This window comes from Arthrobacter sp. NPDC093125 (assembly GCF_044754225.1).
Classification (GTDB): Bacteria; Actinomycetota; Actinomycetes; order Actinomycetales; family Micrococcaceae; genus Arthrobacter.
In genome coordinates, this window is record NZ_JBIVOQ010000011.1 from 57,673 (window position 1) to 71,734 (window position 14,062).

General features: G+C 58.8%; 10 protein-coding genes. 7 read left to right on the forward strand and 3 right to left on the reverse strand.

The genetic code is table 11. From position 1 onward, the window contains the following. Nucleotides 1–189 precede the first annotated feature (189 nt). Nucleotides 190–1,890 carry a choline dehydrogenase gene (locus tag ACIP9X_RS17140; protein ID WP_400481000.1) on the reverse strand — a complete coding sequence of 567 codons (1,701 nt, stop codon included), beginning with the start codon at nucleotides 1,888–1,890 and terminating at the stop codon, nucleotides 190–192. Nucleotides 1,891–2,573: 683 nt separating this feature from the next. Here ACIP9X_RS17140 and ACIP9X_RS17145 point away from each other — a divergent pair. The 7 genes from ACIP9X_RS17145 to ACIP9X_RS17175 all read left to right on the forward strand — a co-directional run bounded on the left by ACIP9X_RS17145 (nucleotide 2,574) and on the right by ACIP9X_RS17175 (nucleotide 11,603). Further along, nucleotides 2,574–3,596, forward strand: a complete 1,023-nt coding sequence (locus ACIP9X_RS17145) for a glycine betaine ABC transporter substrate-binding protein (RefSeq protein ID WP_400480958.1) — start codon at nucleotides 2,574–2,576, stop codon at nucleotides 3,594–3,596. 177 nt (nucleotides 3,597–3,773) lie between these two features. Next, a complete protein-coding gene (locus ACIP9X_RS17150; RefSeq protein ID WP_400480959.1) occupies nucleotides 3,774–5,765 on the forward strand; it encodes an ABC transporter permease in 1,992 nt (663 codons plus the stop codon). After that, the gene (locus ACIP9X_RS17155) at nucleotides 5,716–6,963 is read left to right on the forward strand and encodes a glycine betaine/L-proline ABC transporter ATP-binding protein (RefSeq protein WP_400480960.1); all 1,248 of its coding nucleotides are present in this window, start codon (nucleotides 5,716–5,718) and stop codon (nucleotides 6,961–6,963) included. Before ACIP9X_RS17150 ends, ACIP9X_RS17155 begins: the two co-directional genes overlap by 50 nt. 353 nt (nucleotides 6,964–7,316) lie before the next feature. Next, nucleotides 7,317–7,703, forward strand: coding sequence for an MmcQ/YjbR family DNA-binding protein (locus tag ACIP9X_RS17160; protein WP_400480961.1), 387 nt, complete (start codon nucleotides 7,317–7,319; stop codon nucleotides 7,701–7,703). A gap of 555 nt (nucleotides 7,704–8,258) precedes the next feature. Further along, on the forward strand, nucleotides 8,259–9,161 hold the full coding sequence (locus tag ACIP9X_RS17165) for a glycine betaine ABC transporter substrate-binding protein (protein ID WP_400480962.1): 903 nt from the start codon (nucleotides 8,259–8,261) through the stop codon (nucleotides 9,159–9,161). A gap of 331 nt (nucleotides 9,162–9,492) precedes the next feature. Then, complete coding sequence (locus tag ACIP9X_RS17170) at nucleotides 9,493–10,632, forward strand: alcohol dehydrogenase family protein (RefSeq protein ID WP_400480963.1); 1,140 nt, start codon at nucleotides 9,493–9,495, stop codon at nucleotides 10,630–10,632. 155 nt (nucleotides 10,633–10,787) lie between these two features. Continuing rightward, a complete protein-coding gene (locus tag ACIP9X_RS17175) occupies nucleotides 10,788–11,603 on the forward strand; it encodes an alpha/beta fold hydrolase (RefSeq protein WP_400480964.1) in 816 nt (271 codons plus the stop codon). 192 nt (nucleotides 11,604–11,795) lie between these two features. Here the strand turns inward: ACIP9X_RS17175 and ACIP9X_RS17180 are convergent, their stop codons facing one another. Both ACIP9X_RS17180 and ACIP9X_RS17185 read right to left on the reverse strand, forming a co-directional pair. Continuing rightward, the gene (locus tag ACIP9X_RS17180) at nucleotides 11,796–12,365 is read right to left on the reverse strand and encodes an adenylate kinase (RefSeq protein ID WP_400481001.1); all 570 of its coding nucleotides are present in this window, start codon (nucleotides 12,363–12,365) and stop codon (nucleotides 11,796–11,798) included. A 547-nt stretch (nucleotides 12,366–12,912) separates the two neighbouring features. Then, nucleotides 12,913–14,055 (reverse strand): bifunctional 2-methylcitrate synthase/citrate synthase, encoded by a 1,143-nt coding sequence (locus ACIP9X_RS17185; protein WP_400480965.1) that lies wholly within the window; start codon nucleotides 14,053–14,055, stop codon nucleotides 12,913–12,915. Between the last annotated feature and the right edge of the window lie 7 nt (nucleotides 14,056–14,062).

The window sequence follows — 14,062 nt, forward strand, 5'->3', positions numbered from 1 at the left end:
GAACGGTCCTCCGGGTCTGCTTGAGCTTCCCGTTTTGGTTTCTGAACGTGGAGGCAATGTACGCGCCCGGCACTACCCCCGCTCGTTTGGGAAGGTGCCGATCAAAAGATCCTTAAGCTGAAGCCGGTGCCTCATCCTCTGGGGAAAGAGGCACCGGCAGCTCGCGCTCCCTGCGCTGTGTTCCTCGTATTAGGGGACCGGGATCGGTCGGTAGAAGTCAACCTCCTCCGGAGCCAAGGTGTCCTTTCCTAGGATGAGGTCGGCTGCTTTCTCGGCAATCATCATCACAGGGGCATAGAGATTGGCGTTCGGAATTGACGGCATTACGGATGCATCAACAACGCGGAGGCCCTCAGTTCCATGCACTCGCAGTGTCGTCGGATCTACGACAGACTCCTCATCCGTGCCCATCTTGGCCGTCCCGCAGGGATGGTAGGTTGTTTCGGCATCCTGAGCCACCCAGTCGAGAATCTCTTTGTCTGTCCTTACATCGGGTCCCGGGGAGAGTTCGCCACCGTTGAATGGAGCAAACGCCGGCTGGTTCATGAGTTCCCTGGTAAGGCGAACTCCATCGATCCAATCCTGTCGATCCCGTTCAGTTGAGAGGTAGTTGAAGGTAAGTACGGGATCTTGGAATGGGTCGTTGGATCGAAGTTTGACGTGTCCCCTTGATTCTGGCTGCTGGGGGCCCAGGTTGATCTGGTATGCGTGAGGTGTGGGGGCTGGCGTCCCATCGTTCCGCACACCGAGGGACAGCATGGTGAGCATGAGGTTAGGCATAGGGTCCTCTGCCTGTGAGCGTATGAATCCGCCTGCTTCGAAGTGATTGGTTGACGCGGGGCCACTGCGTCCGGTGAGCCATTTCAGCCCGGTGCTGGGGTAAGTTCGTTTCCGTAGGATGCCAGCGTTTGATACGGGTTGTGTGCAGGCGTGCATCACGAATGCTTCAAGATGGTCCTGTAGGTTCTCACCCACGCCTGGCAGATTCTCCACCACATCGATGCCGAGCTTGCTCAGTTCATCTGCGTTACCAACTCCTGATAGCTGCAGCAGCTGAGGGGAATTGAATGCGCCACCACAAAGAATGACCTCAGTTCCTCTGACCACATTGCGACCGCCCCGCCGCGAACCATATTCCACACCGACTGCTCGATTTCCTTCGAATACGATGCGCGTCGCCTGGGCACCTGTGACGACGTCGAGATTCTTCCGGTCCCGGATCGGCGCAAAGTACGTTCGCGCAGCGTCATAACGCTCGCCGTTCTCGATGTTGGAGTCGAAGGGTGCGAACCCTTCCTGCCGGTAGCCGTTGACGTTGTCGAGAATTTCGTAGCCGGCTTCCCTAGCCGCACCGAAAAGGGCATCGAAGAGGGGGTTTTTTACAGCATGCTGGTAGACAGGTATGGGTCCTGCGTAGCCGCGATACTTTTGATCAGGATCTGAACCCGTGAACCTCTCAAGTCGCTTGAAGTAGGGCAGCACGTGCGCGTAGTCCCATTCGTCGCTGCCCGATTCCGCAGCCCATTTCTCATAACTGAGCGGGTTGGCCCGCTGGAAGAACATCCCGTTGATCGAACTGGAGCCGCCCATGAGCTTTCCTCGGTACTGATCAATCCTCCGACCGCCAAGCATGGGCTCAGGCTCAGACTTGAAACGCCAGTCATAGAAAGGATGGCCCATCAAGAAGAGAAAGGCTGCGGGCACCCGTACTGGGTAGTCAAAACGTGAGTGGCGGCGTCCTGCCTCAAGCACCAAGACGCGGGTTCGATCATCAGCAGACAATCGATTCGCTAAGACACATCCCGCAGACCCTCCACCGACGATGATGTAGTCATAGGTTCCAAACTTCAATGCTCTTCTCCTGTCGCTGAGGCAATACCACGAGCCCACGATGCGGATTCTGGGGCCCGCAATGCTCTGGATAAGAATCAAACTTCCTACGAATAGGCCCCATCCGGCACTTGGGAAGTTTACGAAGCTCTGGCAAGGATCTTGGCGACTGAATAAGGCACAGCCTATGCTCCAGACTCACGACACCGGCCGTGGGGGATGGTGGCGGTTTTAGAGGACCCGTGTTGCAGGGGGTTCGATATCGGGCGGCCACCTTGGGCGCGTGTGGCTCGGATGCCCTCCTCTGAAATCAACTCCGGCGCCGCCGCCCGGACGCGCATCTATCGGACGGGACGTTTGATTGCCCTTTCTCAGGGCCTCTATCCTCCAGCGGCGCTATACCACCGCATACTTACCATGGTGCGTCCTTATTCTTACCAGGGCGTTCCGACATCACGTGGCCTCGAGTCGCCACAGATTTCGACGCCTCGCCCGCTCTTTGTGGCGCTGCCGAGCCCGTCCCCGCGATCGCCCGAAGGCGGTGTCTGAATAGGCGATGAGGCCAGCGGGGCGCTGCCCACTCATCGGTCCGCCGCCCAGTGCACGGCACCCCTTTGGTGACTCCAACAAGTGGACTTCGAATCACTGGAATATTCCCAGTGGCGTGATGCGCGTCATAGTTCTTCACTGGTGGAGAGTTAGGTGATCCAGATCGCCTTCCAAATAAATGCCTAGGAGGCAAAGTGACCAAGATTTCGTTTTTGGCGAACAAGCGATGGCCGATGGCCGTCGCTGCCGGGCTCTGCACGATCGGGCTCATCAGCGGCTGCACACCCCCGGAAGCCGCGGGCTCTGGCTCGCAAGCAGTGGATTCGGCAATCGCAGCTGCGCTGAAGGAGGAAGGCAAAGTCCAGTTCACAACGGTGGGAGATCTCGAACAGGATATCCAGGCGAATTTGATGACCGCCGTTGTGAATGAACTGGGCGGCAAAGCTGAAGTGCTCCAGGGAGCCGTGACCGAAACCATGGCGGCGGCCTCTAAAGGTCAGCCGATTGTAGGAATGGCGTACTGGAAGTGGCAGACACCCGAACTGTGGGAGAAGTATGCCGGCGGAGGGGGCGTGGTCGAGATCGGCACCACCGACTATCCCGGCGAGGAAGGGTGGTACGTGCCGACTTATGTCATCAAGGGAGATGAAAAGCGCGGCATCAAACCCGCGTGCCCCGGGCTGCCGAACTGGGAAGCCCTGAATGATTGCGCTTCCGTCTTTGCGACGGCGAAGACGGGGGATAAGGGCCAGTACATGTCAGGCGCGGAGTCCTGGGCGTTTGCCTATGGTGATCCGCAGCGCATCAAAAACCTTAACCTCAATTACGAGATGGTGTTCGCCGGTTCGGAAGCTGCTTTGTACGCGGACCTGACGCGGGCCTACGAACAGGGCAAGCCGTGGCTCGGTTTGATGTGGCGTCCGAACTACATGACGCAGAAGTACGACCTGACCCGCGTTGAGTTCCCAAAGCATTCGGCAGAATGCTGGGGCAAGACGTACGCGTGCCAGTGGCCTGAAACTGTCATCTACCAGTGGGCTTCTTCCGTTATCGAGAAGGACCACCCGGCGCTGTGGAAGATCCTCAAGAATTACGATCTGAACAACGATCAGCTCCAAGAACTGCAGGCAAAGGTGATCGATGGCGGTCTCTCACCCCAAGAGGCCGTCAAGGAATGGATGAAAGACAACCGCGACGTCTGGACCAGCTGGGCGTGAAACACAACCGAGAATCGATCGGCACCCGCCCGAACAGCTTGTTGACGATGAATCTCCCTAGCAGTCGACGGGATATCCATCCAACCCTGATGACCCAATTCCGCCAAGAATCCGATAGTTACGAGAAAGGAGGCGATGGTGTCAATCCGGATTAGTCCTGCGAAAGGCGACAATCTCTTGTCGAAGTACGCACTTCTCGCCCTGGTGGGCATTGCCGTGGTTGCCGCCGTCCTCTGGGGACCCCAGAGCTTCCCTGAGGCGCTGCGTATTCAGGCCGGGAATGCCTTCGAGGTAGGATTCACTTCTTTTGCAGAAAGTGCCCCCTGGGCCTACGAGCCATTCGCAACCATCCTGGAACAAACGTTCGAGGGGCTTCTAGCCACACTGAGTTCGATATCGCCAGTTATCCTCGCGTCAGCTTTAGTGCTCTCGGTTGCCCATTTTCGGGGGGTCAAGCTTGCGGGACTTACCGCACTTCTGTTCGCATGGGTTGTCCTGAGCGGGTTCTGGGATTACACAGTAGAAACGATTGCGTTCATGCTTGTTGCTGTTGCAGCGGCATTTGTGTTGGGCATTCTCGTCGGTCTGGTAGGTTCATTCGGTCCTCGAAGTAACGCGATCGTGCGATTGCTGCTCGATGCAATGCAGGCGTTCCCGGCTTTCGCCTATCTTGTTCCTGTCGTCTTCCTCTTCGGTATGGGAAACGCGGCAGCGCTGGTTGTGACGGTGATCTGGGCACTGCCACCACTGGCCAGAATGACAAGCGTCGGGCTCCGCAATGTCTCACCTGAAGTGCTCGAAGCGGCAACGTCCCTCGGGACGACAGGGCGTCAAATCCTGTTCGGCGTGAAGCTTCCGATGGCTGAACCCAGTATCCGAGCAGGCAGCAACCAGATGATCATGTATGCCATCGCCATGGCGACGATGGCAGCAATGGTCGGCGCCGCAGGCCTTGGGGCTCCGATTTGGAGCGGGCTGAACCGTCTCGCATTTGGTGACGCCTTGCAGGCCGGCATTGCCTTGGTGCTGGTCGCGGTCATCATTGATCGGGCCACCTCTCCCCGTGAGGGCACGCGGAGCTTCAAATCACACCTACACGGCGATCGATCCTTAAGCTGGCCCCAACGGGTACGTGGGTTCTTCCGTGCCCCCTACGGATCCGCACAGATCTGCCTGGCGCTCTTCCTGCTGACCGTGCTTGCCTCCCAGGTCCTTCGTGGTCGGTGGCAGTACTTCTCGGATCCCCCCTGGGGAGTTCCACTGCGACTTCGGGAACCGGTGGAGGTAGCTGTGCTCTGGGCAACGACCACCTGGGGGCCGTTCCTGGACACGGTTAGTGGGCTGATTCAAACATACGGTCTTAATCTGCTCGGTAGCTTCTTCGCCGCCACACCGTGGGCACTGGTTGTCGGAGTCACAGCGGCAGTTGGCATACTGACCGTTGGTAGGGTCCAAGGTTTGGTCCTAGGGCTTGGTGTCGCATTCATAGGTTGCCTAGGTATGTGGGAAGCGACGGTACTGACCATGACAGTCGTTACCGTGGCATTGGTCCTCGTGATACTGATCGGGTTTCCCCTCGGCGTGTTGATGGCTATGAACAACACAGCAGCGGCAATCATGAGGCCTGTGCTGGATGTTATGCAGACCTTGCCGATATATCTACTGGTTATCCCCGCTGTCATGCTCCTCGGAGTAGGCGAGGTAGCCGCAGTACTGGCCACGTTCATCGCTGCAGTTCCCCCGATGATTAGGTTTACCAACGCGGGCCTCCGAGGAGCCGACGCCGAAGTGATCGAGGCAGCGCAAATCTTCGGAGCGACGCCCGGCCAAATCCTCCGCCAAATCCGTATTCCCATGGGACTCCAGACGATGATGGTCGGTCTCAACCAGGCATTGCTCTTGGCTCTTGCGATGGCAGTAGTAAGTGCCATGATCGGGGCACCGGGTCTGGGCGCCAACATCCTGACGGCAGTCAACCGCGCGTTGTTGGGCACTGGAATGGAGGCGGGTCTTGCAATGTTCTTGCTCGGCGTGGTTCTGGACCGTCTCTTTAACGGATGCGCACAGTTCGTTGCATCCGCTCAGCACGCATCAATGACCAAAGTAGCTAGGAAGCCAAATGACGAAACAACTTCTGTCCCCGCAAGGGCGACTGTACCTTCCCACTGAGCAGACACGCATCCCTGAAGGCGATGCTTCCATCGCCGGCTCCACAATTGAAGTGGATGACCTTTGGAAGATCTACGGTCCGAATCCAAAAAAAGCGCTGCAGGAATACCGTGACGGCTCGACCCATGTTCCGGGTCACATGACTGCGGTGCGCGGAGTTTCATTCCAGGTCCGTCCGTGCGAGACATTCGTTGTCATGGGACTTTCGGGCAGTGGAAAATCTACACTCATTCGCTGTCTCACCAGGCTCATTGAGCCAACGGCAGGCCGCGTCGAGATCGACGGTAATAATGTTCTGACGCTGTCAAACTCGCAGCTGTCGGAGCAGCGGAGACGCGACTGGGCCATGGTGTTCCAGCACTTCGGACTGCTCCCTCATCGCCGAGTCCTTCAGAACGTCGCGTACGGTCTGGAAATCTCAGGGGTTCCGCGCCGAGAGCGGGAGGAACGGGCGCACCGAATGGTTGAGTTGGTTGGACTTTCCGGAACAGAAAATAAGTACCCCAGTGAGCTCAGTGGCGGTATGCGTCAGCGTGTCGGCCTCGCCCGCGCCCTTGTCCAAAACCCCCGGCTCCTGCTGCTGGATGAGCCGTTCAGCGCACTCGATCCACTAATCCGTACCGACCTGCAAGACGAACTGATGCGGCTTGCTCGTGGCGGCAGCCAGACCTCCGTATTCATTACGCATGATCTAACTGAGGCTCTCAAGGTAGGTGATCGCATTGCGATCATGCGCGACGGGGTTCTAGTTCAGGTGGGGACTCCGGAGGAAATTGTACTGAACCCCGCTGATGACTATGTCCGCCGCTTTGCAGTGGAGGCTCCGCGTGCCAGGGTCGTTCGTGCTGCGACCATCGCACAAGCTGTCCGTGAACTCCCCGCCGAACTGTCAGTGGACGCGGCCCTTACCACCCTTGCGCAGAATGGAGGCCGATCAGCCCTCGTCCGTCCCGATGCGCGTGCGCCATTCGTCGTCACGGCGCAGGATCTCCTCAAACTTGACGGATCCAGACGAACTCTGGGTTCATTGGAGTTCCGTACTGCAACCGTGGATGGGGACGAGCTTCTCGCAGTTGTTATGCAAAAGCTCATCGACACTGGGCGCCCTGTGCTGGTCGAATCGCCTTCAGGTGGCTTCATGGGAGCCATAGATGATTCCTTGGCTGTGCGGGCACTTTCAGTTCCGGGCTCCTCATAATCCACGTTGGCAGGTGATTCTCAGATCATCGGCGTGATTCTGAGGATCGCCCTTGGCCTCTGATTGTTCGCCTCGCCCTGATCGCCGCCTCAAAGCAGTTCTTGCGTCGTACGTCATGGCGTACTGATCCAGTTCTACTCATATTGAAGTAACCCATTACACGTGAGCTGTCCCTTCCCACCCGCGCGCACAAGACGGGTGGGAAGGCTGGCTCCTGGGGCCGGCCAGGGCGGGCGTTTCAATGTCGAGGGCGCTTGTGCCGAGTGGCAGACGACAAACTGCCGAGGATTTCAGGGAACCGGAATGAATGGCCGCAACGCTATGAACCCGCCTGCGGTTTTGAGGAGGCAAGTGTGGATGGGAAGAAGCTGCAGGAGTTCGCCGCGGCCCGCGCGGAGGAACTCCCCGGTGCGGAGTTGACGCACCCATTCGGGCCGGACTGGGAGGTGTTCAAGGTACGGAACAGGGTGTTTATGCTCCTCACACCCGTCACCGGGGATCCGATCGTCGTATTGAAGGCCACGCCCTCGGACGGGCAGGCATTGCGGGATGAGTACGAGGACATCACGCCCGGGTACCACATGAACAAGGAGCACTGGATTACCCTGTCTCCGGGCGGGTCGATTGACCGGGCGCTCGTCGAAGATGTTGTGACGGACTCGTATTTACTTGTCGTGGAGAAGCTGCCGAAAGCCAAACAACCGGTGGACCCGAGCAATTTCGGGAAGCGCGACTTGTGACCTTTCCGGCAGGAAGCTACGGGATCCCGCGCAGGACGTGGCGCAGTCTCTCCCGGACGTGTCGTGGGGGCATCCCTTGGGGGCGGCTGCTGTCATATGACACCCATGAAAAGGTGCTCCTGATTGAGAGTCGCTGCCCCCACGGTCACCTTGAGAGGCAAGTTGATAGTGGGTGTTTCACTTGCCTTATGAGACTGCTCTGACACGCTGACCGTTTCACTTGACCCCCGCCAAATGAGGATCTTAACGGTGAGCCTCGCGTCATTGATCCACCACTCAGCGCAAGAAACCCATTTCTGGTGAGTCCCTCAAATGGACGCCGAGTCAGTGGAATATCCCCAGTGGCGTGATGCATGTCATAGATCTTCACTGGTGGTGGGTTAGGCGACTTTCAGCTCGCCAGCCAAATCAAATGCCTAGGAGGCAACGTGACCAAGATTTCATTTTTGGCGAACAAGCGATGGCCGGTGGCCGTCGCTGCCGGGCTCTGCACGATTGGACTCATTGGCGGCTGCACCCCCCCAGGAAGCCACCGGCGGCCCTGGCTCGCAAGCAGTGGATTCGGCAATCGCATCGGCGCTGAAGGAGGAAGGCAAAGTCCAGTTCACAACATCCGGAGATCTCGAAAAGGACATTCAGGCGAACTTGATGACCGCTGTGGTGAACGAGCTGGGTGGGGAGGCTGAAGTGCTCCAGGGCGCCGTGACCGAAACCATGGCAGCGGCCTCTAAAGGTCAGCCGATTGTAGGAATGGCGTACTGGAGGTGGCAGACACCTGAACTGTGGGATAAGTACGTCAAGGGCGAAGGGGGCGTTGTAGAAGTGGGCACCACCGATTATCCCGGCGAGGAAGGGTGGTACGTGCCGACTTATGTCATCAAGGGAGATGAAAAGCGCGGCATCAAACCCGCGTGCCCCGGGCTGCCGAACTGCGAAGCCCTGAATGATTGTGCTTCCGCCTTTGCGACGGCGAAGACGGGGGATAAGGGCCAGTACATGTCAGGCGCGGAGTCCTGGGCGTTTGCCTATGGTGATCCGCAGCGCATCGAAAACCTTAACCTCAATTACGAGATGGTGTTCGCCGGTTCGGAAGCTGCTTTGTACGCGGACCTGACGCGGGCCTACGAACAGGGCAAGCCGTGGCTCGGTTTGATGTGGCGTCCGAACTACATGACGCAGAAGTACGACCTGACCCGTGTTGAGTTCCCAAAGCATTCGGCAGAATGCTGGGGCAAGACGTACGCGTGCCAGTGGCCTGACACTGTCATCTATCAGTGGGCTTCTTCCGTTATCGAGAAGGACCACCCGGCGCTGTGGAAGATCCTCAAGAACTACGATCTGAACAACGATCAGCTGCAGGAAATGCAGGCAAAGGTGATCGATGGCGGGCTTTCACCCCAACAGGCCGTCAAGGATTGGATGCAGGACAACCGCGACGTCTGGACCAGCTGGGCGTGAAGCACAATCGAGAATCGATCGGCATCCGCTCCTGACTACAAAGGCCTTGGAAATCAACCACATTTTTGGAAGGTCTTTTGGGGATTCTCCCGTTTCCGGCATGCGCTAATGCTGTCAATGATTATGGTCAGTCAGTAGCGGAGCGCGGACCGACACTTCGGCAGCATTCTCATACGACAGCGGAGAGAACTGCTCGGGCTGCCGGACTCGTGAGAGTTGAACAGTCCACGCATCTCCAACAAACCCATACAATTCCGCGGCATGTCCTAGTAGATGCAGCCGCTCAAGAACGGAGCTGGGCCTGAGTGCCCGGAGGAAAGTGAATCCCAACATGAAAGTAACGTCAACGGCGAGTCCTGCATCCGACACCAGTGAGTCTGCTGCCGTTATGAGGGCAATGGTCCTCACCGGGCATGGTGGTGTTGACAAGCTGGTTTTCCGCACGGATTATCCCGCCCCCACTCCACTGCCTGGCGAGGTGCTGATTAAGGTCGGTGCTTGCGGCATTAACAACACCGATATCAATACGCGCACCGGCTGGTATGACCAGGTGGTCGAAACCAGTGTGTCCGAGGACCTCGGCCTGAAAGGCCGTAGTGATGGCGCAGCTTCATCCTGGAACAGCTCCACGGTCGCGTTTCCCAGGGTTCAGGGTGCTGCGGTTGTCGGGCGAATCGCCGGCGTTGGCCCTGGAGTGGATCCGGCACGCGTCGGTGAACGGGTCATCGTCGATCCCTCCGTCCGGGATGCACGATTGCCCGAGCGCGCCCAACTGCTCGAGTACCTCGGCAGCGAACGCGACGGCGGATTTGCGGAGTACGTGGCGGTGCCGGCACTCAATGCACACGCCATCGACTCGCCGCTTTCTGACGCCGAGTTGGCCACCTTCCCCTGTTCCTACGACACGGCCGAAGAAATGCTTCAGCGGGCTGGCCTTTCGGCAGGAGAAACCATTGTCATTACCGGTGCCGCAGGAGGCGTCGGTACAGCGCTGATCCAACTTGCACGTATCCGTGGAGCACGCGTGGTGGCCATTGCCGGCGCAGCAAAAGAGGAGCGGCTTCGCGCCCTCGGGGCAGACGAATTCGTCGCCCGCGAGAGCCAGGACGTGCAGGCGGAAGTGGAACACCTCATCGGCGAGCGGGGCGCGCATGTCGCCGCCGACGTCGTTGGCGGCGACATGTTCGGCGTACTCATGAAGCTGCTGAGCAGGGCAGGCCGATACACCACCGCCGGTGCCATCGCCGGCCCTACCACCCGCATCGACCTCAGGGATCTCATCTACAAGGACCTCGAAATGTACGGCATCACGAACCCCACGGCTTCCACGTTTGCACGCTTGGTCGGACTCATCCAGGACGGAGAACTCAAACCGTTGCTCGAGGAAACCTACGCCCTGCAGGACCTGGCCCAAGCACAGGCACGGCTGCTCAAAAGGACCCACGTCGGCAAGATCGTCGTGACGCCTTAACCAGGCTACCCAAAGCGAACCGCGGCAGGCCGGCACGCACCCCGGTAGCCGCGGTTTGTATTGGGTTACCGTAGTAAGCCGCTGCAACGGTTGACAGCAAGTGATCTGATCGAAGGCGACCCAGATCGCTGTGAATATGGAAAAGGAAATTGCGCATGGGCGGTACGAACCTGGCCTTGGAGACCTCCGATGGAGTGACCCTCCGCTACGATGACGAGGGCGAAGGACGCCCGGTTGTTTTCTCCTCCGGCTTCCAAGCGCAAGGCGCACACTTCGTGTGGCAGCGCGATGCTCTGGTGCAGGCTGGATACCGTGTCATCAGATACGACCACAGGTGCCACGGGCGCTCCGACTCCCCGGAGCACGGACAGAGGATGAGCCGCCTCGCTCTGGACCTCGGCGAGCTGTTGACCGCCTTGGATCTCCACGACGTTGTCCTGGTGGGTCACTCCATGGGGGTATCGGTCAGTCTGGCTTATTTCTCTCTCGCCGTTGATCCCTGGGATCGGATCACTGCGTTCGTCGCCGTGGACCAATCTCCGAAGATCGTCAACGACGAGGAATGGCAGTGGGGGATCCGCGGGATCACCGAGCAGAACGTCTTCGACGCGGCTCACTTCCGGTTTGAATGGTTCGACAATGGTCGTGAGCCGGCTGTGCCCGACTACGTGAAGGAACTGATTGATTCAATCGAGCCGTCATGGGCGACCTTCCCGTTCGACAAGGCGCGCCGTCTGCTCATCGACCACCTCGTCGCCGACTGGCGTGACGTCGTGCCAAGGATTCCCGTCCCGACATTGGTTATCACCGGAAGGCATACGCCCTTCTACGAGCTAGATGGCATGCGCTGGTTTGCCGACACTGTCCCAAACGGTCGCCTGAGCGTATTTGAGCAGAGTGGCCACGATCCTTATCTGAACGAGTATCAGGAATTCAACACTCAACTCCTGGAGTTTATTGCCCAGCACTAAGCGCCTGGCGCGCCTTCAGGCACGATTGATGGAGGCTACCGATGATCAGCGGGCATCCTTCATTTCACTGGTTACTTTGCCGTTTCGCCGTAAGAAATGGCTGAGGGTCGGTGCCGTATGGTCTCATTCGGTAATTAGCCCGGTGGTCTGGTCAGCCAGAGATGGAGGCGAAGTGTCGAAAAGCTCCTCGGCTTAGGCTGCCTGACGCAATTCCAGGGCCCGAATGACGCGGTCCGTCACGTCATCGATGGCGCCGATGCCGTCCACCTGGGCGAGGATGCCGCGCTCGGCATACTTGGCCACCACAGCTTCGGTCTGCTCGTGGTACAGGTCAAGGCGGTGGCGGATGACGGCTTCGTTGTCGTCGCTCCGGCCCGTTTCCTTGGCCCGGCCCAGCAGGCGGTGGACCAGTTCCTCGTCGTGGGCAGTGAGCTGCAGGACGACGTCGAGCTTCTCTTCGCCCTTGGCGAGGATCTCGTCAAGGTAGTCCACCTGCGCGGTGGTGCGGGGGTAGCCGTCCAACAGGAAGCCGTTTTCGACGTCGTCCTCGCTGAGCCGGTCACGGACCATCTTGTTGGTCACGCTGTCCGGAACGAAGTCCCCGTTGTCCATGTACTTCTTGGCTTCGATGCCAAGGCGCGTTTCACCCTTTACGTTGGCGCGGAAGATGTCGCCGGTGGAGATAGCCACAACGCCGAGGCGCTCTGAAATCCGCTCCGCCTGCGTTCCTTTTCCGGAACCGGGAGGTCCAATAATCAGCATTCTCGTCATCGCAAAAGTCCTTCGTAGTGATGTTGTTGTAACTGCGCCAGCGCGTTGAAGTGGTCTGGCAGGTACCAGCATGTTGGCCCGTGGGCCTGACCCTGGCTGCCTACCCGGCAACTTGTTGTGGGATGCTCATTCGGTGTTGCTCTCATCAACTCTCATCAACGTCTTGCTGTTTGTAGTCCGGGACAGGTGCTGGATCCCAAGGGTAGCGGGCGAAGACATGATATCCTTCAGCCTTCTCATACAACTTCCGCGGTGTGGCCCAGCCGCCGCTGAGATCCAAAGTATGGAGTTTGTCCGGCGTAACTTCTTCGACCGTCCCCGTGCGAACGATCTCACCGTGACGTCGTAATTCCACACACTGTCCTAAGGCGCGTTGCCAGTCCGGCTGCAAGTGAAGATCCACAGAGGTCCTGTCAGTTTCGGTGTTGACGGATTGTTATTGACGAAGCGGTGAGGCGCCGAGCCTTGGCGAGGAATCGATCCCCGAGGTGACCTTCCTCGTGCCTCACCGCCGCTAGGGTAGGCGTGGTTCTGCCGGCTAGAGGGACCGCTGCTCGACGCCGTCGTACGCGCTCAACGGGCGAATCAGGGAATTGGATGCTGCCTGCTCCATGATGTGAGCTGTCCAGCCGGTGATGCGGCTTGCGACGAAGATGGGGGTGAACATCTGGGTGTCGAAACCCATGAGGTGGTAAGTGGGCCCGGCGGGGTAATCGAGGTTCGGCTTGATTCCCTTGGCTTCGTCCATCGCCTGCTCAAGGACGTTGTAGAGTCCCAGAAGCTCGGGACGGCGGTAGTGGGCGATCATCTTGTCCAGAGCAGCCTTCATTGTGGGGACGCGGGAGTCGCCGTTCTTGTAGACGCGGTGCCCGAAACCCATGATCTTCTTCTTGTTGGCCAGCGCATGTTCCATCCAGGCCTTTGCACGGGTAGCTGCCTCCTCCTGAGACTCATCGCTGCGGATGCCGATCTCGTCGAAGGTGTGCATGACGGCTTCGTTGGCGCCGCCATGCAGCGGCCCCTTGAGCGCCCCAACTGCGGCAGTGACTGCCGAATGCAGATCTGAAAGCGATGAGGTGACCACTCGCGCCGTGAACGTGGAGGCATTGAAGGAGTGCTCGGCGTAAAGGATCATCGACACATCAAACGCCTCGACGACCTCCGCTGCCGGCTCTTCCCCAAATGTCATCCAGAGAAAGTTCGCCGAATAGCCCAGATCCTCACGGGGCTCCACTATGTCCTGGCCGCGGCGACGGCGCTGATCGTAGGCCACCACGGCAGGAAACGCGGCAAAAAGATCGTTTGCTTTGATAAGGTTTGCCGCCGCCGACGAGTCTTCTGCCAACGGATGCCGGGCTCCGAGCACTGACGCTGCCGTGCGGCAAACGTCCATGGGGTGTGTCGACGCGGGAAGGGAATCTATAACTGCCTTCACACTGGGTTCCAGGGCGCGGCCCGCCCGTTCCCTGGCAGTGAATTCTGCCAGCTGGTCCTGGGTGGGCAGCTCTCCGTTCCACAATAGATAGGCGACTTCTTCGAAGCTGCTATGCGCCGCGAGTTCCTGTACGGGGTAGCCGCGGTAGAGCAGTGAGTTGGTGTCAGGGTTGACCTTGGAGACGGAGGTGTAGTCCACTACGACTCCGGCGAGTCCCTTGCGGACTTCAATCGTTGGCGTGCTCATGTGACGT

Coding starts and splice junctions, on each gene's coding strand:
- ACIP9X_RS17155 (WP_400480960.1), top strand. CDS start 5,716: ATGACGAAACAACTTCTGTCCCCGCAAGGGCGACTGTACCTTCCCACT.
- ACIP9X_RS17170 (WP_400480963.1), top strand. CDS start 9,493: ATGAAAGTAACGTCAACGGCGAGTCCTGCATCCGACACCAGTGAGTCT.
- ACIP9X_RS17175 (WP_400480964.1), top strand. CDS start 10,788: ATGGGCGGTACGAACCTGGCCTTGGAGACCTCCGATGGAGTGACCCTC.
- ACIP9X_RS17180 (WP_400481001.1), bottom strand. CDS start 12,365: ATGCTGATTATTGGACCTCCCGGTTCCGGAAAAGGAACGCAGGCGGAG.
- ACIP9X_RS17185 (WP_400480965.1), bottom strand. CDS start 14,055: ATGAGCACGCCAACGATTGAAGTCCGCAAGGGACTCGCCGGAGTCGTA.